Here is a 14,834-nt window from a genome sequence, read left to right as displayed (position 1 = left end):
GGCCCTTCGCGCGTCTAGAGCAGCTTGCGCGCTGCCCTCCTCAGGTCGTACTCGTGGACGATCGCCTTCGCGTGGCCGTACGCGAGGTCGTACTCGTGCCGGAGCCAGCTGACCTTCTCCTCGAAGCGGAACAGGGCGGGGCCTTCTTCGACGGTGCGCAGCCAGTCGGAGACTTCGCGACCGGTGCAGTGGGGGATGCGGGCGAGCAGATTGCGGTGGGTCTCCTCCGAGAAGAGCTGGGACATCGGCGCCTCCGAACGCAAAGGGGATGTAAGCCGGTCCTTCACGTCACGGTGCCTGAGCGTTCGCGTATTGGCAACAGTGCGGCGCGTTACGCTCGGCGCGTGGTTGATACGACGCCCTTGAACCGAGCCGTGGATCACTTCGCCGACCGATTGCGCGCGGCCCCGCAGAGCCGGCTGCAGCGCGGCGCCGCCGCCGAGGCGCTGGAGCTGGCCAGGCAGTTGGCGCGGTGGGCGCAGGCCGTGGAGGAGCCGGGGACGGAGCCCCGCCAGATGCCGGACGCCGGGATGTTCGCCGTGGCGGACCAAATCCTCGTGGCCGCCCATGACTTGGCGCTGGTGCTGCGGAGCGACGACGAGGTCGCCGAAGCGGTGCGCATGGTGGAGGAGGCGCGGGAGCGGGCCGGGGTCTGAGGCCGGCCCCGCGGTGCGGAACCCTTACAGCGACGCGATGACCCGGTCCGCCAGGATGAAGACCGTGTCCTCGCCGCAGGCGAACGTCAGCGTGTAGGCGCCGGAGACGCCGGAGCCGCCCAGCAGGCAGGGGGCCTCGCCCGCTTCGACCGCCGCGGCCAGGCGTTCGGCGGTCTCGCGGTGGCCCGGGGTCATGCACAGGGTGGTGCCGTCGGCGAAGACGTAGACGTCGAGGGTGCCGAGCGGGCCCGGACGGACGTCGGCGAGTTCGACGCGCTCCTCGGACAGCTGCTCCAGCATGGCGACGGTGCGCTCGTGGTCGTTCACCACCGGCGACTGCACCGGGACGAAGTCGGGGTGCGAGGGGTGGCGGCGGCGGGCCGCGGCCAGCTCCGGGGACTCCCCGGCGAAGTCGTCGGCCTCGGCGGTCGGCTCGGACACCGGCTCCAGGCCGGCGAAGTCGGCCTGCCGGGGCAGGAACACGTCGTGCTCGGGCAGACCGAGCAGGGTCGGCGCGTCGGAGGCGTCACGGGCCTCCTGCGCCGCCCAGAAGGCGCGGGCCTCGGCCAGCTCGCGCTCGCGTTCCTCGGCGAGCGCCTCGGCCACCGCGGCCCGTATGCGGTCGGTGTCGGCGTGCCCGCGGGCGTTCGGCAGCAGCGCGCCCAGGGCGGCCGCCTGGTTCTCGGCGAGCTGGGTCTGGAGCTCGGCCAGCTGGCGGCGCAGCCTCAGAACTGTGCGCAGGACGGCGACGCCCACGGCGCCCGTGGCGGCCGTGGTGAGCAGCAGGGCGATCGGCATGGCGCTCACTGACGTACTCCCAGGTTCAAAGTCGACCCCCGACTTCCTACATCAGCTTGAAGGGCGGACTATGCAGCTGTCAGTGCGTAACGTCACGAACCGGACAGGGCTTTGGTCTCCCGTGCCTGCCGTGCGCCGCGCTGACCTGCCCTGACCTGCACCGATGCGGTGGGTGAGTCAGATAGGTCACATCCTGGGGGAGATTGGATCACGGAAAGGCCCAGAACCCCGGGGTTTCCTGGGTTCTGGGCCGTTGCCCGACGTAACGTGTCCGGTTCGCTACGGAACGTGCGTCAGCTGAGGCGCTCGATGACCATCGCCATGCCCTGGCCGCCGCCCACGCACATCGTCTCCAGGCCGAACTGCTTGTCGTGCCACTGCAGGGAGTTGATGAGGGTGCCGGTGATGCGGGCGCCGGTCATGCCGAAGGGGTGGCCGACGGCGATGGCGCCGCCGTTGACGTTCAGCTTGTCGATGTCGATGCCGAGTTCGCGGTAGGAGGGGATCACCTGGGCGGCGAAGGCCTCGTTGATCTCGACCAGGTCGATGTCGTCGATGGTGAGGCCGGCGCGGGCCAGGGCCTGCTTGCTCGCCTCGACCGGGCCGAGGCCCATGATCTCGGGGGAGAGACCGGAGACGCCGGTGGACACGATCCGGGCGAGCGGGGTCAGGCCCAGCTCGCGCGCCTTGGTGTCGCTCATGATGACGACGGCGGCGGCGCCGTCGTTGAGCGGGCAGCAGTTGCCGGCGGTGACCAGGCCGTCCGGGCGGAAGACCGGCTTGAGCCCGGCGACGCCCTCCAGGGTGACGCCGGCGCGCGGGCCGTCGTCCTTGGCGACGACGGTGCCGTCGGGCAGGGTCACCGGGGTGATCTCGCGCTCCCAGAAGCCGTTCTTGATGGCTTCCTCGGCGAGGTTCTGCGAGCGGACGCCGAACTCGTCCATCTCCTGGCGGGTGATGCCCTTCCAGCGGGCCAGGTTCTCCGCCGTCTGCCCCATCGCGATGTACGCGTCCGGCACCAGGCCGTCCTCGCGCGGGTCGTGCCAGGTGGTGCCCTCCTGCTCGGCGACGGCGGCGGTGCGGGCCTCGGCCTCGGCGAAGAAGGGGTTGTGGGTGTCCGGCAGGCTGTCGGAGTTGCCCTTCACGAACCGGGACACCGTCTCGACGCCGGCCGAGATGAAGACGTCGCCCTCGCCGGCCTTGATGGCGTGCAGGGCCATGCGGGAGGTCTGCAGGGAGGAGGAGCAGTAGCGGGTGATCGTGCAGCCCGGCAGGTGGTCCATCCCCATCTGCACGGCGACGATCCGGCCGAGGTTGTTGCCCTGCTCGCCGCCGGGCAGGCCGCAGCCGAGCATCAGGTCGTCGATGTCCCTCGGGTCCAGCTCGGGGATCTTGGCGAGCGCCGCCTGGATGATCGTGGCGGTCAGGTCGTCGGGGCGCAGGTCCTTGAGGGAGCCCTTGAAGGCGCGGCCGATGGGCGAGCGGGCGGTCGAGACGATGACGGCTTCGGGCATCACGGCTCCAGTGGACGGTGTGCTTTTCGGGCAGTGCCGGTTGGGAAGTTACCGCTACGTATGGGTCAGGTCACCGGTGTGGCGGTGTGACACTGGCCGCAATTTACTAAGCGCTTGCTTGGCTGCCTGGTCGCGCCGCCTGCCCGCGCCTGGTCGCGCCGGACCGGCGTCACGTGGCCGGCCGCGCGGGCTCGGCCTCCGGCACGCGGCGCCGCCGGCGCCGTTTCAGCAGCGCCCACGGGCCGCGCGGCCCCGTCGGCATGGCCGCCGTGACCTCGGTGCCCGCCTCCGACGCCGCCTCGGCGGCCGCCCGCGCCACCGGCAGGAAGCCCTCGCGGCGCGTCACGTCCGGCCGCTCCTCCTCCGGCCACAGGCCCAGCGCCGCGCACACCGTCGGCAGCACCGCCATCGCCGCCGTCGCGTAACCCTCCGCGGAGGGGTGGTAGTTGTCGGGGCCGAACAGCTCCCGCGGATTGGCCTCGAACTCCGGGCCCAGCAGGTCGCCGAGGGACACGGTCCGTCCCCCCTGCTCCACGACCCCGATCGTCTGGGCCGCAGCCAGCTGCCGCGAGGCCCGCCGGGCCAGCCAGCGCAGCGGCTGCTGCACCGGCTCGATCGTGCCGAGGTCGGGGCAGGTGCCGACCACCACCTCCGCGCCGGCCGTGCGCAGCCGCCGTACCGCCGCCGACAGGTGGCGCACCGAGCGGGTCGGGTGCATCCGGTGGGTGACGTCGTTCGCGCCGATCATGATCACGCAGATGTCGGGGACGGGAGTCCCGGCGGACAGCACCAGGCTCACCTGGCGGTCCAGGTCGTCCGACTGGGCTCCGGGCAGGGCGACGTTGCGCAGTTCCACCGGGCGTTCCGCCACCGCCGCCAGGCCCGACGCCAGCAGCGCGCCCGGCGTCTGGCCCGCCCGGTGCACGCCCTGCCCCGCCGCCGTGGAGTCGCCGAGCATCGTCAGACGCAGCGGAGGTTCACCAGGGATGCCGTATCCTCCCCCACTCTCGGCTTCGCTCGAGCGGGGGGACCCCCATCCGTACACGCCGTCGGCGACCGGAACCCGGCCGCCGCTGCCATTGCCCACATGGCGTCTGGCCAGCCGCACCTCCGCCAGCAGCAGGCCGACCGCCGCCGCGCCGACCAGCCCGACGCCGCCGCCGCCGTACGCCGCCCCGGCCGCGATGCGCCGGGCCACTCTCGCCCTCGACATGCGCGTCATGCGTCGCCGCCACCTCCTCTACAGCCGTACACCCACTCCTTGCCCCGTACCGACAGTGCGCCAATCTCAACGGGGAGTGAACGACCTCGCCGGCGGCACAGCTGGCCTTAGGCTGGCTGCACCACCACGACCATTTCTTTTTGCAAGCAACCGGAGACAACGGTGCGATTCCACGACTCGATGATCAGTCTCGTCGGCAACACCCCGCTGGTGAGGCTCAACAGCGTGACCAAGGGCATCCAGGCGACCGTCCTGGCCAAGGTGGAGTACTTCAACCCGGGCGGTTCCGTGAAGGACCGCATCGCCCTGCGCATGATCGAGGCCGCCGAGCAGAGCGGGGAGCTGAAGCCGGGCGGGACGATCGTCGAGCCGACCAGCGGCAACACCGGGGTGGGGCTGGCCATCGTGGCGCAGCAGAAGGGGTACAAGTGCATCTTCGTGTGCCCCGACAAGGTGTCCACCGACAAGATCAACGTGCTGCGCGCCTACGGCGCCGAGGTCGTCGTGTGCCCGACCGCCGTCGCGCCCGAGCACCCGGACTCCTACTACAACGTCTCCGACCGGCTCGTCCGCGAGACCCCGGGCGCGTGGAAGCCCGACCAGTACTCCAACCCCAACAACCCGCTGTCGCACTATCACTCCACCGGCCCCGAGCTGTGGGAGCAGACCGAGGGCAGGATCACCCACTTCGTGGCGGGCGTGGGCACCGGCGGCACCATCTCCGGCACCGGCCGCTATCTGAAGGACGTGAGTGACGGCCGCGTCCAGGTCATCGGCGCCGACCCGGAGGGCTCGGTGTACTCCGGCGGCTCCGGGCGGCCCTACCTGGTCGAGGGCGTCGGCGAGGACTTCTGGCCGACCGCCTACGACCGGACCGTCGCCGACGAGATCGTCGCCGTCTCCGACAAGGACTCCTTCCAGATGACCCGCCGGCTCGCCAAGGAGGAGGGGCTGCTGGTCGGCGGCTCCTGCGGCATGGCGGTCGTGGCGGCGCTGCGGGTGGCCGAGCGGCTGGGCCCGGACGACGTCGTGGTGGTGCTGCTGCCGGACAGCGGCCGCGGCTACCTCAGCAAGATCTTCAACGACGAGTGGATGGCCGACTACGGCTTCCTGGAGGACGAGGGCCCGAGCGCCCGCGTCGGCGACGTGCTCAGCGACAAGGCGGGCGGCACCATCCCCTCCCTGGTGCACATGCACCCGGAGGAGACCGTCGGTCAGGCCATCGAGGTGCTGCGCGAGTACGGCGTCTCGCAGATGCCCGTCGTCAAGCCGGGCGCCGGGCACCCGGACGTGATGGCCGCCGAGGTCGTCGGCTCCGTGGTGGAGCGCGAGCTGCTCGACGCCCTGTTCAGCAAGCGGGCCTCCCTCGACGACCCGCTGGAGAAGCACATGTCCGCGCCGCTGCCCCAGGTCGGCTCCGGCGAGCCGGTCGGCGACCTGATGTCCGTGCTCGGCTCGGCCGACGCGGCGATCGTCCTGGTCGAGGGCAAGCCCACCGGCGTGGTCAGCCGGCAGGACCTGCTGGCGTTCCTCGCCAAGGGCGGCAACAAGTAGCGAACGGTCGGTGAACCGCCCGTGACCTCGGGGAACTTGGGGTGCGGGCGGGGTTCGCGCAAGTGGTACGAGGGTGTCACGTGCCCGCAGCACCGGCTTAACACGGGTACGGCAGATTGGTGGGCGTCGGCAGGGGTGGGAGCGGCTCCCCGCCCGGGCCGGCGCCGAACGGCGCCAAGGAATCTCCGGAGCGGCTCCCGGACCTCCCTGGACGCCACGGACGCGAGATGCCCGGCCCTGACCCGGCCCGCGTCCCTCGCGGGGACCGCCGTCGTCCCGCCCCCCGGAAACGGGGGTGCGGCGGTCCCCGCGCAACTCTTTCCCGGCGGGGTCAGTCCTCCCGGCCCGAGCGGTCGCGGCGGCCGGTGAGCAGGTCCGGGTTGACCCGTACCGCCTGGGCGAAGTTGACGCCGACGATGCCGACCCACGCGGCCACCGTCCCCGCCGTCCCCGCGACCCCGCCGGCCACGGCGGTCAGCGGGATCGCCAGGACCAGCGAGATGATCGCGAGCCCGAAGCGCTCCGACCACGTGTCGCCGTTCTTCGGGCGCCGGGCGCCGCGCGCGGTCGCCAGCTGCTGCTCGGCCAGATGACGGCGCACCCGGCGGTCCACCGCGTCGTCGATCCGCTGCTCGACCTTCTCCACGAAGGAGTCGACCAGCGCGGTCTCGTACTCCTCGCCCAGCTCCCGGCGGGTCTGCAGGGTGGCGTCGAGTTCTTTTCTCAGGTCGGTGTTCCGCCCGTCCACTCCGGTCATGCCCCCACGTTAGGGAGCGCTCACGTCCTGCGCACTGGGGACAACCCCCCTTTCCCCCTCGGGGTTCCCGGACGGGTACGCCGCGTTCCGCCGCCCGGTCAGCCAGTACAGCAGCGCCGGTACGACGAGGCCCACGATCCAGGAGACGTCCGCACCGCCCAGCGGTTCCACCAGCGGGCCGGTGTAGAAGCCGGTGGCGAGGAAGGGCAGCTGGGCGAGCAGGCCCACCGCGTACACCGCGAGCGCGTCCCACCGCCAGGCGCCGTAGCGGCCGCGCGGGTCGGACAGGGCCGGGATGTCGTACCGCTCCTTGGAGATCAGGTAGTAGTCGACCAGGTTGATTGCCGACCAGGGCGTGAAGAAGGTCAGCAGGAACAGCAGGAAGTCCTTGAAGGAGGGCAGGAAGCTGTCCTTGCCCAGCAGGGCCACCGCCGTGCCGGCCACCATGACCAGCGCGATGTACGCCACCCGGCCGGCCCGCGACAGCTGCCGCTGCCCCCGGAAGCCGCTGACCCCCGTGACCATCGACATGAAACCGCCGTAGGTGTTCAGGACGTTGACGGTGAGCTTGCCGAGCGCGATGACGAAGTAGAAGAAGGAGGCGACGAGTCCGGTGCCGCCGAGGGCGACGACGTAACCGACCTGGCTGTCCAGGAACTTCGCGCCCGCCGTCGCCGCGACCAGCACACCGAAGGTCATCGACCACTGGCTGCCCAGCGCCGAGCCGGACAGGGTCCACCAGAAGGTCGCCCTCGTGGACGTCGTGCGCGGCAGGTAGCGCGAGTAGTCCGCCACGTACGGACCGAACGCCAGCTGCCAGGACGCCGACAGGGACATCGCCAGCAGGAACATCGGCGGCGAGAAGTGGGCGTCGTGCAGCAGGGCGGTCAGGTCGGCGCGGTCGGCGAGGCGGACGCCCAGGTAGACGAAGGCGACCGCGCAGACCGCGCCGGCGAGCCGGCCGAGGGCGTGGACGACCCGGTAGCCGACCGCCGCCACGACCGCCGTGACGGCCGCGAAGACCACGATCCCCGTCGTGTCGTTCGTGTGCGTCAGCTCGCCCACCGCCTGCCCGGCGAGCACGCTGCCGGACGCGAAGAAGCCGACGTACATCACGATCACCAGCAGCAGCGGTACGACCGCCCCGCGCACCCCGAACTGCGCCCGGGACTGGATCATCTGCGGCAGGCCGAGCCTCGGGCCCTGCGCCGAGTGCAGGGCCATCACCGCGCCGCCGAGGAGGTTGCCGAGCAGCAGACCGGCGAGCGACCAGACGACGTCGCCGCCGAAGACGACCGCGAGGGCGCCGGTGACGACCGCCGTGATCTGCAGGTTGGCGCCCAGCCACAGGGTGAACTGGCTGAACGCGGTGCCGTGCCGCTCCTCGTCGGGGACGACGTCGATGGAGCGCAGTTCCACCAGGCCGCTCATCTACTTCACCAGCCCGTGCTGCCTGGCGTAGGCGTTCGCGACGTCCTCGGGGTCCTTCTTGTCCTTGTCCACCTGCCGGTTCAGCTCGGTGAGCTGGGCGGTGGTGAGCAGGTTGCCGAGCCGGGCGAGGGCCTTGCGGACGGTGTCGTCGGCCTTGCGGTCGGCGATGAGCGGCACGATGTGCTGGCTGGGGATGAGGTGCTGGGGGTCGGTGAGCACCACCCAGTCGTTGGCCCTGATGTCGGTGTCGGTGGTGAACAGGTTCGCCACGTCCACGTCGCCCTTCTTGAGGGCGCCCTTGACCAGCGGCCCGTCGGAGTCGAGCGACTTGAACTCCTTGAACTCCACGCCGTAGACGTCCTTCAGGCCGACCGCGCCGACCTGGCGTTTCTTCACCTCGGGCGCGGCGCCGATGACCAGCTTCCCGTTCTGCTTCCTCAGGTCGGCGAGGGAGGCCAGGCCGTACTTCTTCGCCGTCTCGCGGGTGACGACGAACGCGTCGGAGTCCTCCGCCATGCCGTACGGCAGCACCTGGAGGCCGGCCGGGAGGGCCTGGGTGAGGGCGTTCTGCATCTCGCCCGACTCGGTGGCCGTGACCTTGGGGGCCAGGTAGTTGAGCAGGGCGCCCTGGTACTCGGGCAGCAGGTCGATGTCGCCGCCCCTGAGCGCCGGGATGACGATCTCGCGGGTGCCGAGGTTGGGGCGGACGGTCGTCTTCACGCCGGTGCCCTGGAGGGCGGCGGCGTAGAGGTAGCCGAGGACCTGGTTCTCGGTGAAGTTGGCGGTGCCGATGGTGACTCCGCCCTTGCTGGAGCCGGCGCCGCCGGCGGCGGAGCCTGGGCCGTTGAGGGAGGTGATGCCGCTCGCGCAGGCGGAGAGGGCGGGGACGGAGGCGACCGCGAACAGGCCGCCGAGGACAGTACGTCGGTTCATCGGGGGTTCCCGGGGTTAGGCGGTGCGGATGGGGGCGCCCCCGCGCGAGCGTCGTCGAGCGTGGGGGAGGAAGAGGAAGCGCTGGAGGGCGGCGAGGGCCACGTCCAGGACGACGGCGACCACGGCGACCAGCACCGCACCGCCGAGCACCTGGACCAGGTCGCGCTGGGCGAGGCCGTCGAAGACGTAGCGGCCCAGGCCGCCGAAGGAGACGTATGCGGCGATGGTCGCCGTGGCCACCACCTGGATCAGCGCCAGCCGCAGTCCCGTCATGATCAGCGGCAGCGCGAGCGGCAGTTCGACCCGGAACAGGACCTGGTGGCCGCGCATGCCCTGGCCGCGTGCGGCGTCCTTCACGTCGGGGTCGACGGCGGTCATGCCGGCGTAGGTGTTGGTGACGATCGCCGGGACGGCGAGGGCGACCAGGGCGACGTACACCGGCAGCATCGACAGGCCGCCGGCCAGGAAGACCAGCACGACCAGGCCGACGGTCGGCAGGGCGCGGCCGAAGGAGGCGAGGTTGATCGCGAGGAAGGCGCCCTTGCCGGTGTGGCCGATCAGCAGGCCGAGCGGCAGTCCGATGGCGGCGGCGATGAGCGTGGCCAGCAGGGAGTACTGGAGGTGCTCGGCGAGGCGGTGGGCGATGCCGTCGGAGCCGGCCCACTGCGAGCCGCTGGTCAGCCAGGCGCCGAGGTTCTTGAACAGTTCGTACATCTCAGGCTCGCCTCCTGGTCCAGGGGGTGAGGGCGTACTGGACGGCGACCAGGGCCGCGTCCGCGACGACCGCGAGGAGCAGGGTGAGGACCACTCCGGCGATCACCGGGGTGGGGAAGTCGCGCTGGAAGCCGTCGGTGAAGAGCTGGCCGAGGCCGCCGTCGCCGATGTAGGTCGCGACGGAGACCAGGGAGATCGACATGACGGTGGCGATCCGGACGCCCGCCATGATCACCGGGAGGGCGAGGGGGAACTCGACGGTGAGGAGCGTGCGCAGGGGGCGCGTGCCCATCGCCTTGGCCGCCTCCTTCACCTTCACGGGGACCGAGTCCAGGCCCTCGACGGTGTTCCGCAGCAGGACGACCAGGGTGTAGACCGTCAGGCCGGTGACGGTGGTGGTGCGGGTCAGGCCGCTGACCGGCAGCAGCAGGACGAAGATCGCGATCGACGGGATCGTGAACAGGACGTTCGAGGCGGCGAGCAGGAATCCGCGCAGGCGGGGGATCCGGTGGGCGACCACGGCCAGCGGCAGCGAGATCAGCAGGCCGAGGGCGACGGCCGTGAGCGCGGCCTGGAGGTGGGAGAGCGTGAGGGTGGTGAGGTCGTCGGTGTGGGCCGATATCCACGACCAGTCGATCGTCATGCGGCCACCCTCACTTCGGCGTGGGCGCGGCCGGCGTGCTCGTGGATGTCGTCGCGGGAGGAGACGCCGGTGAGGACGCCGTCGGCGTCGACGCGGGCGACCAGCCCGGTGGGGGAGGCGACCGACTCGTTCAGCGCCGAGAGCAGGGAGTCGGTGTCCTTCAGGGGGCGTACGGGGATCTCGGCGTCCTCGGAGGCCCAGTGGAGGGGCTTGTTCCGCGCGTCGAGGACGAGGGTCCAGGCGGCGCCTTGCGGTGCCGGGCCCTGGGGGACGTCGCCGAGCGTCTTCAGCGAGAGCAGCTTCAGACCGCGCTCGGCGCCGAGGAAGCCGGCCACGAAGTCGTCCGCGGGGCGGGCCAGGAGTTCGGCGGGTGCGGCGCACTGGACCAGGTGGCCGCCGGTGCGGAACACGGCGATCCGGTCGCCGAGGCGCACGGCCTCGTCGATGTCGTGCGTGACGAAGACGATGGTCTTGCTCAACTCCTTCTGGAGCCTGAGCAGTTCGTCCTGAAGCTGGGTGCGGACGACAGGGTCGACCGCGCCGAACGGCTCGTCCATGAGCAGCACCGGCGGGTCGGCGGCGAGCGCGCGGGCGACGCCGACGCGCTGCTGCTGGCCGCCGGACAGCTGGTGCGGGTAGCGCCTGCCGGCCTCGGGGGCCAGGCCCACGGTTTCCAGCAGTTCCGCGGCGCGGGCCCGTGCCTTCCTGCGGTTCCAGCCGAGCAGGAGCGGGACGGTGGCGATGTTGTCGAGCACCGTGCGGTGCGGGAAGAGGCCGGCCTGCTGGATGACGTAGCCGATGGAGCGGCGCAGTTCGGCCGCGTCCTGCCGGGTGACGTCCGCGCCGCCGACGCGGATCGTGCCGGAGGTCGGCTCGACCATCCTGTTGATCATCCGCAGGGTGGTCGTCTTGCCGCAACCGGAGGATCCGACCAGGACGGTGACACCGCCCTCCGGCATCTCCAGGGTGAGGTCGTGGACTGCTGTGGTGCCGTTGGGGAAACGCTTGTGGACCGCATCGAACTGGATCATGAGATGTCCCTTGCCCGGCTGTATAACGTCATGCAGAGTTCTTGGTGTGTGAATAGCTTGTCAACGGGTTGGGGTTAATCCGTCGTAACGGATGACCGGGTGGCAAGACGGGATGTCCGAGTTGAGGGGAGTTTGAGCGTGATGGTGTCTCGCATCGTGGACGCGCCGTCGCCGGTGCGGTCGGCCGCGGTGATCCTCGACGGCACCGGGCTCGGCGTCGACGACGTCGTACGGCTCGCCGACGGCAGCGCGCTCCCGGTGCCGGAGCCCGACGCGATGCGGCGCGTGGAGCACTCCTGGAACGCCGCCCGGCAGATCGCCGCCACCGGACGCGTCTACGGTCGCTCCACCGGCGTGGGCGCCAACCGGAACGAGGACGTGCCCACCGAGGCCGCCGCCGGCCACGGCCTGCGCCTGCTGCGCAGCCACGCCGGTGCCATCGGCGAACAGCTCCCGGCCCGCCAGGTGCGCGCCATGCTCGCCGTCCGCGCCAACCAGCTGCTGGCGGGGGGTGCGGGCCTGCGGCCCGGCGTCGTCACCGCCCTGTGCGAGGCCCTGAAGAGCGGCGCGTACCCGGTGGTCAACGAGTTCGGCTCCGTCGGCACCGGCGACATCGCGGCCCTGGCCCAGGTCGGCCTCGCGCTCGCCGGCGAACACCCCTGGCGCGGCGCGGGCGCGCCCGGACCGCAGCCCCTCGACAACAACGACGCCCTCGCCCTGATCAGCAGCAACGCCCTCACCCTCGGCCAGTCCGCGCTGGCCCTGCACGAACTGCGCGGGCTCATCGGCGCCACCCAGGTCGTCGCCGCCCTCTCCCTGCTCGCGGTCGACGGCTCCCACGAGGCGTACGCGGCGCCCGTGCACGCCGCCCGCCCGCACCGGGGCAGCACCGAGGTGGCCCGGCGGATGCGGGTGCTGATCGGCGCCGCCGACCGGCCGACCCCGCCCCTCGGCCGGATCCAGGACACCTACGGCTTCCGCTGCCTGCCCCAGATCCACGGCCCCGCGCACGACGCCGCCGACGCCCTGGAGCAGGTCCTCACCGTGGAGATCAACGCGGCCGCCGAGAACCCGCTGATCGCCCCCGAGGACCTGGCCGCCTACCACCACGGCGGCTTCTACCAGGCCCAGCTCGCCCTCGCCCTCGACCACTTCCGGCTCGCCCTGACCCAGGTGGCCCGGCTGTCCACCTCCCGCCTGTCCACCCTCAACGAGCCCGCCTACACCCGGCTGCGCCCCTTCCTCGCCGACGACCAGCCGGCCTCCTCCGGTGTGATGATCCTGGAGTACGCGGCCGGGGCCGCCCTCGGCGAACTGCGCGCCTTCTCCGCGCCCGCCTCGCTGGGCCACGCTGTACTCTCCCGGGGCGTCGAGGAACAGGCGAGCTTCGCCTCGCTCGCCGCGCGGCAGACCCTGCGCGCGTGCGGTGCGTATCGTCTGGTGGTCGGCTGCGAACTGGTCGCCGCCGTCCGCGCGCTGCGCCAGCGCGACCTGCGGCCCGACCCGGGGCTGCCGGCCGGCCGGGCGTTCGCGCTCGCCGAGTCGGTCCTGGACGCCGACCCGGCCGACCGGCCGCTCACGGACGACGTGACACAGGCGGCCGCACTGCTCGACCGGTTCACGGAGATCTGGAGGGGGAGCGCGTCATGAGCGTGGACAGGGATACCGAGGCGACGGGCGTGACCGACAGCCCCGCGAACCGGCTGCAGGCCCTCTTCGAGGGACACCGGCTCACCCCGACCCAGCGCCGGATCGCGCACAGCATGGTGCGGCGGGCCGCCGACGTGCCGTTCCTGTCCAGCGTGGAGCTGGCTGAGCTGGCCGGGGTCAGCCAGCCGTCCGTGACCCGGTTCGCGGTGGCGCTGGGCTTCGACGGCTACCCGGCGCTGCGCAGGCATCTGCGCGAGGTCGTGCCCGCCGAACCGGCCGCCGAGGCGGGCGCCTTCAACGAGTACCAGCAGGCCGTCGAGGCCGAGATCGAGAACCTCAGGCACCTCGCCGAACTCCTCGCCGACCCGCGCCCGGTGCAGAAGGCCGGCCGGATCCTGGCCGCCTCCCGTCCGCTGCCGGTGCTCGGCCTGCGCGCCGCCGCCTCCCAGGCCTACGGCTTCTGCTACTTCGCCGCCAAGGTCCACCCGGACGTCCGCCTGCTCAACGAGGGCGGCACCATGATCCAGGACCGGATCGACGGCGCCGTCCGCGCCGGCGCCTCCGCGCTGCTGTGCTTCGCCCTGCCCCGGCATCCGCGCGAGGTCGTCGACACCCTCGCCTACGCCAAGGACCTGGGTCTGACCACCGTCACGGTCGCCGACTCCGCGTTCGCGCCGGTCGCCAAGTACTCCGATCTGCTGCTGCCCGCCGCCGTCGGCACCGGGCTCGCCTTCGACACCGCGTGCGCGCCGATGCTGCTCGGGCGGGTGCTGCTGGAGGCGGTCTGCGACGACCTGCCCGACGCCCAGGCCCGGCTGGAGGAGTTCGACGCCAAGGCGGCGGCGCGGGGCCTGTTCGTGGAGTGACGCTCCGGCGCCCGCTCTCAGATTCGTCTCACCTTCGGCCGCTACCGTGCCTGTCGCACACAGGCGCTTGGTGGACACGTGACACGGGAGGCTGACGTGGCGCGCGGAGGACAGGGGCTGGCCCGGGTGGCCGTCGTCGTACGGGCGGGAGCCGCACCGCTGTGGTGGTTCGGAGTGTTCGCGGCAGGGATCGGCGCGGTGCCGTCCGGCGTCACCGGGCGCAGGATCGGGGTGCTCGCCGGTGCCGCCCTGTTCCTCGTGGGCGCGGCGGCGGTGGCGCTGACGCGGCGGAGCCGGTACGGCGCCCTGGCCCGCGGCGCGGCCCGCGCGGGCAAGTACGACGTGCTGCAGGACCGGGCGGTGACCGTGCGCAACTGGCGCCGGGGCCACCGCTGGTGGCTGCTGCTCGCCTTCGCCGCGGCCCTCGGCTCCGCCTTCGTGGTGCCCGCGGCCGGCGGCATGCTGCTGGCCGGGCTCGGCACCGGGCTGCGGCTGAAGGCCGCCTGGATCGGGCGGCGCGAGCGCGCCGCGGAGATGCTGCTGTGGGTGCGCGTCGACTGGCTCGACAGGCGCGGCGGGAACCCGGCGGGCAAGGCCGTCAGGGGCCTGCGCGGCACGGGCGTCGCGGCCGGCGACGCGGCCCCGGGTGGGGCCCGCCGCCGTACCGCTCAACTGGTGTGACTACACCTCCAGTTCCGCCTCGATCCGCTTCAGCTGGTGCCGGGCCATCGCCAGGTTGGCCCGCGAGGAGTCCAGGACCAGGTAGAGGAACAGGCCGTTGCCGCCGCGGCTCTTGAGCAGGCGGATCAGGTGGTACTGGTCCGACAGCGTGATCAGGATGTCCTCGATGTCGCCCTTGAGGCCGAGCATCTCCATCGTGCGCATCTTGGCGCGGATCACGTCGGTGTTGCCCGCGGCGGCCACGTTCAGGTCGAAGCTCTTGCTGCCGCCCATCGTGCCCAGCGCCATCCCGCTGGTGTAGTCGACGAGTGCGACGCCGGTGGCGCCCTCGATGGAGGTGAGGGCTTCCTTCAGCGCAGTTTCGGTGTTGGCCATGGTGGTCCT

The 14,834-nt window shown here is 72.1% G+C and carries 16 protein-coding genes; 5 read left to right on the top strand and 11 right to left on the bottom strand.

Annotation, left to right across the window (positions count from 1 at the left end; translation table 11 throughout):
* Nucleotides 1-14: 14 nt before the first annotated feature.
* A complete protein-coding gene (locus ACGFZN_RS11170; protein ID WP_020940491.1) occupies nucleotides 15-245 on the bottom strand; it encodes a DUF4287 domain-containing protein in 231 nt (76 codons plus the stop codon).
* Between the two features lie 129 nt (nucleotides 246-374).
* On the opposite strand from ACGFZN_RS11170, the gene ACGFZN_RS11165 reads away from it, so the two are divergent.
* A complete protein-coding gene (locus ACGFZN_RS11165) occupies nucleotides 375-656 on the top strand; it encodes a hypothetical protein (RefSeq protein ID WP_393858183.1) in 282 nt (93 codons plus the stop codon).
* Between the two features lie 24 nt (nucleotides 657-680).
* Here ACGFZN_RS11165 and ACGFZN_RS11160 read toward each other — a convergent pair whose 3' ends face one another.
* From ACGFZN_RS11160 to ACGFZN_RS11150, 3 genes are all read right to left on the bottom strand, one after another.
* On the bottom strand, nucleotides 681-1,463 hold the full coding sequence (locus tag ACGFZN_RS11160; protein ID WP_393858182.1) for a hypothetical protein: 783 nt from the start codon (nucleotides 1,461-1,463) through the stop codon (nucleotides 681-683).
* A 284-nt stretch (nucleotides 1,464-1,747) separates the two neighbouring features.
* Nucleotides 1,748-2,968, bottom strand: a complete 1,221-nt coding sequence (locus tag ACGFZN_RS11155; protein WP_393858181.1) for an acetyl-CoA C-acetyltransferase — start codon at nucleotides 2,966-2,968, stop codon at nucleotides 1,748-1,750.
* 169 nt (nucleotides 2,969-3,137) lie between these two features.
* On the bottom strand, nucleotides 3,138-4,190 hold the full coding sequence (locus tag ACGFZN_RS11150) for an SGNH/GDSL hydrolase family protein (RefSeq protein ID WP_393858180.1): 1,053 nt from the start codon (nucleotides 4,188-4,190) through the stop codon (nucleotides 3,138-3,140).
* Between the two features lie 162 nt (nucleotides 4,191-4,352).
* On the opposite strand from ACGFZN_RS11150, the gene ACGFZN_RS11145 reads away from it, so the two are divergent.
* The gene (locus ACGFZN_RS11145; protein ID WP_393858179.1) at nucleotides 4,353-5,744 is read left to right on the top strand and encodes a cystathionine beta-synthase; all 1,392 of its coding nucleotides are present in this window, start codon (nucleotides 4,353-4,355) and stop codon (nucleotides 5,742-5,744) included.
* A 331-nt stretch (nucleotides 5,745-6,075) separates the two neighbouring features.
* Here ACGFZN_RS11145 and ACGFZN_RS11140 read toward each other — a convergent pair whose 3' ends face one another.
* Genes ACGFZN_RS11140 through ACGFZN_RS11115 form a run of 6 tightly spaced genes read right to left on the bottom strand, consistent with a single transcriptional unit; the run spans nucleotide 6,076 to nucleotide 11,253 of the window.
* Nucleotides 6,076-6,501 carry a hypothetical protein gene (locus tag ACGFZN_RS11140; protein WP_393858178.1) on the bottom strand — a complete coding sequence of 142 codons (426 nt, stop codon included), beginning with the start codon at nucleotides 6,499-6,501 and terminating at the stop codon, nucleotides 6,076-6,078.
* Between the two features lie 9 nt (nucleotides 6,502-6,510).
* A complete protein-coding gene (locus ACGFZN_RS11135; RefSeq protein ID WP_393858177.1) occupies nucleotides 6,511-7,932 on the bottom strand; it encodes a purine-cytosine permease family protein in 1,422 nt (473 codons plus the stop codon).
* Nucleotides 7,933-8,865: an ABC transporter substrate-binding protein gene (locus ACGFZN_RS11130; protein ID WP_393858176.1), complete on the bottom strand. Its 933-nt coding sequence runs from the start codon at nucleotides 8,863-8,865 to the stop codon at nucleotides 7,933-7,935.
* A 15-nt stretch (nucleotides 8,866-8,880) separates the two neighbouring features.
* Complete coding sequence (locus ACGFZN_RS11125; protein ID WP_393858175.1) at nucleotides 8,881-9,579, bottom strand: ABC transporter permease; 699 nt, start codon at nucleotides 9,577-9,579, stop codon at nucleotides 8,881-8,883.
* A gap of 1 nt (nucleotide 9,580) precedes the next feature.
* A complete protein-coding gene (locus tag ACGFZN_RS11120) occupies nucleotides 9,581-10,222 on the bottom strand; it encodes an ABC transporter permease (protein WP_393858174.1) in 642 nt (213 codons plus the stop codon).
* The gene (locus tag ACGFZN_RS11115; RefSeq protein WP_393858173.1) at nucleotides 10,219-11,253 is read right to left on the bottom strand and encodes an ABC transporter ATP-binding protein; all 1,035 of its coding nucleotides are present in this window, start codon (nucleotides 11,251-11,253) and stop codon (nucleotides 10,219-10,221) included. The genes ACGFZN_RS11120 and ACGFZN_RS11115 overlap by 4 nt, the downstream gene beginning before the upstream one ends.
* 141 nt (nucleotides 11,254-11,394) lie before the next feature.
* Between ACGFZN_RS11115 and ACGFZN_RS11110 the strand changes: the two genes are divergently transcribed.
* The 3 genes from ACGFZN_RS11110 to ACGFZN_RS11100 all read left to right on the top strand — a co-directional run bounded on the left by ACGFZN_RS11110 (nucleotide 11,395) and on the right by ACGFZN_RS11100 (nucleotide 14,450).
* Nucleotides 11,395-12,903, top strand: a complete 1,509-nt coding sequence (locus ACGFZN_RS11110; RefSeq protein ID WP_393858172.1) for an aromatic amino acid ammonia-lyase — start codon at nucleotides 11,395-11,397, stop codon at nucleotides 12,901-12,903.
* On the top strand, nucleotides 12,900-13,769 hold the full coding sequence (locus tag ACGFZN_RS11105) for a MurR/RpiR family transcriptional regulator (RefSeq protein WP_393858171.1): 870 nt from the start codon (nucleotides 12,900-12,902) through the stop codon (nucleotides 13,767-13,769). Before ACGFZN_RS11110 ends, ACGFZN_RS11105 begins: the two co-directional genes overlap by 4 nt.
* A gap of 96 nt (nucleotides 13,770-13,865) precedes the next feature.
* Nucleotides 13,866-14,450, top strand: coding sequence for a hypothetical protein (locus tag ACGFZN_RS11100; protein ID WP_393858170.1), 585 nt, complete (start codon nucleotides 13,866-13,868; stop codon nucleotides 14,448-14,450).
* Here the strand turns inward: ACGFZN_RS11100 and ACGFZN_RS11095 are convergent, their stop codons facing one another.
* Complete coding sequence (locus ACGFZN_RS11095) at nucleotides 14,451-14,825, bottom strand: hypothetical protein (RefSeq protein ID WP_393858169.1); 375 nt, start codon at nucleotides 14,823-14,825, stop codon at nucleotides 14,451-14,453.
* Nucleotides 14,826-14,834 lie beyond the last annotated feature (9 nt).

This window comes from Streptomyces sp. NPDC048192, from assembly GCF_043202415.1.
Classification (GTDB): Bacteria; Actinomycetota; Actinomycetes; order Streptomycetales; family Streptomycetaceae; genus Streptomyces.
Note: the sequence above shows the minus strand (reverse complement) of the source record. Positions and strands in the feature narration are given on the sequence as shown.

What these genes read in the sequence shown, in the direction of transcription:
- ACGFZN_RS11125 (WP_393858175.1), bottom strand. Translation starts at nt 9,579, where the DNA reads ATGTACGAACTGTTCAAGAACCTCGGCGCCTGGCTGACCAGCGGCTCG.
- ACGFZN_RS11120 (WP_393858174.1), bottom strand. Translation starts at nt 10,222, where the DNA reads ATGACGATCGACTGGTCGTGGATATCGGCCCACACCGACGACCTCACC.
- ACGFZN_RS11105 (WP_393858171.1), top strand. Translation starts at nt 12,900, where the DNA reads ATGAGCGTGGACAGGGATACCGAGGCGACGGGCGTGACCGACAGCCCC.
- ACGFZN_RS11155 (WP_393858181.1), bottom strand. Translation starts at nt 2,968, where the DNA reads ATGCCCGAAGCCGTCATCGTCTCGACCGCCCGCTCGCCCATCGGCCGC.
- ACGFZN_RS11095 (WP_393858169.1), bottom strand. Translation starts at nt 14,825, where the DNA reads ATGGCCAACACCGAAACTGCGCTGAAGGAAGCCCTCACCTCCATCGAG.
- ACGFZN_RS11170 (WP_020940491.1), bottom strand. Translation starts at nt 245, where the DNA reads ATGTCCCAGCTCTTCTCGGAGGAGACCCACCGCAATCTGCTCGCCCGC.
- ACGFZN_RS11140 (WP_393858178.1), bottom strand. Translation starts at nt 6,501, where the DNA reads ATGACCGGAGTGGACGGGCGGAACACCGACCTGAGAAAAGAACTCGAC.
- ACGFZN_RS11150 (WP_393858180.1), bottom strand. Translation starts at nt 4,190, where the DNA reads ATGACGCGCATGTCGAGGGCGAGAGTGGCCCGGCGCATCGCGGCCGGG.
- ACGFZN_RS11130 (WP_393858176.1), bottom strand. Translation starts at nt 8,865, where the DNA reads ATGAACCGACGTACTGTCCTCGGCGGCCTGTTCGCGGTCGCCTCCGTC.
- ACGFZN_RS11115 (WP_393858173.1), bottom strand. Translation starts at nt 11,253, where the DNA reads ATGATCCAGTTCGATGCGGTCCACAAGCGTTTCCCCAACGGCACCACA.
- ACGFZN_RS11110 (WP_393858172.1), top strand. Translation starts at nt 11,395, where the DNA reads ATGGTGTCTCGCATCGTGGACGCGCCGTCGCCGGTGCGGTCGGCCGCG.
- ACGFZN_RS11135 (WP_393858177.1), bottom strand. Translation starts at nt 7,932, where the DNA reads ATGAGCGGCCTGGTGGAACTGCGCTCCATCGACGTCGTCCCCGACGAG.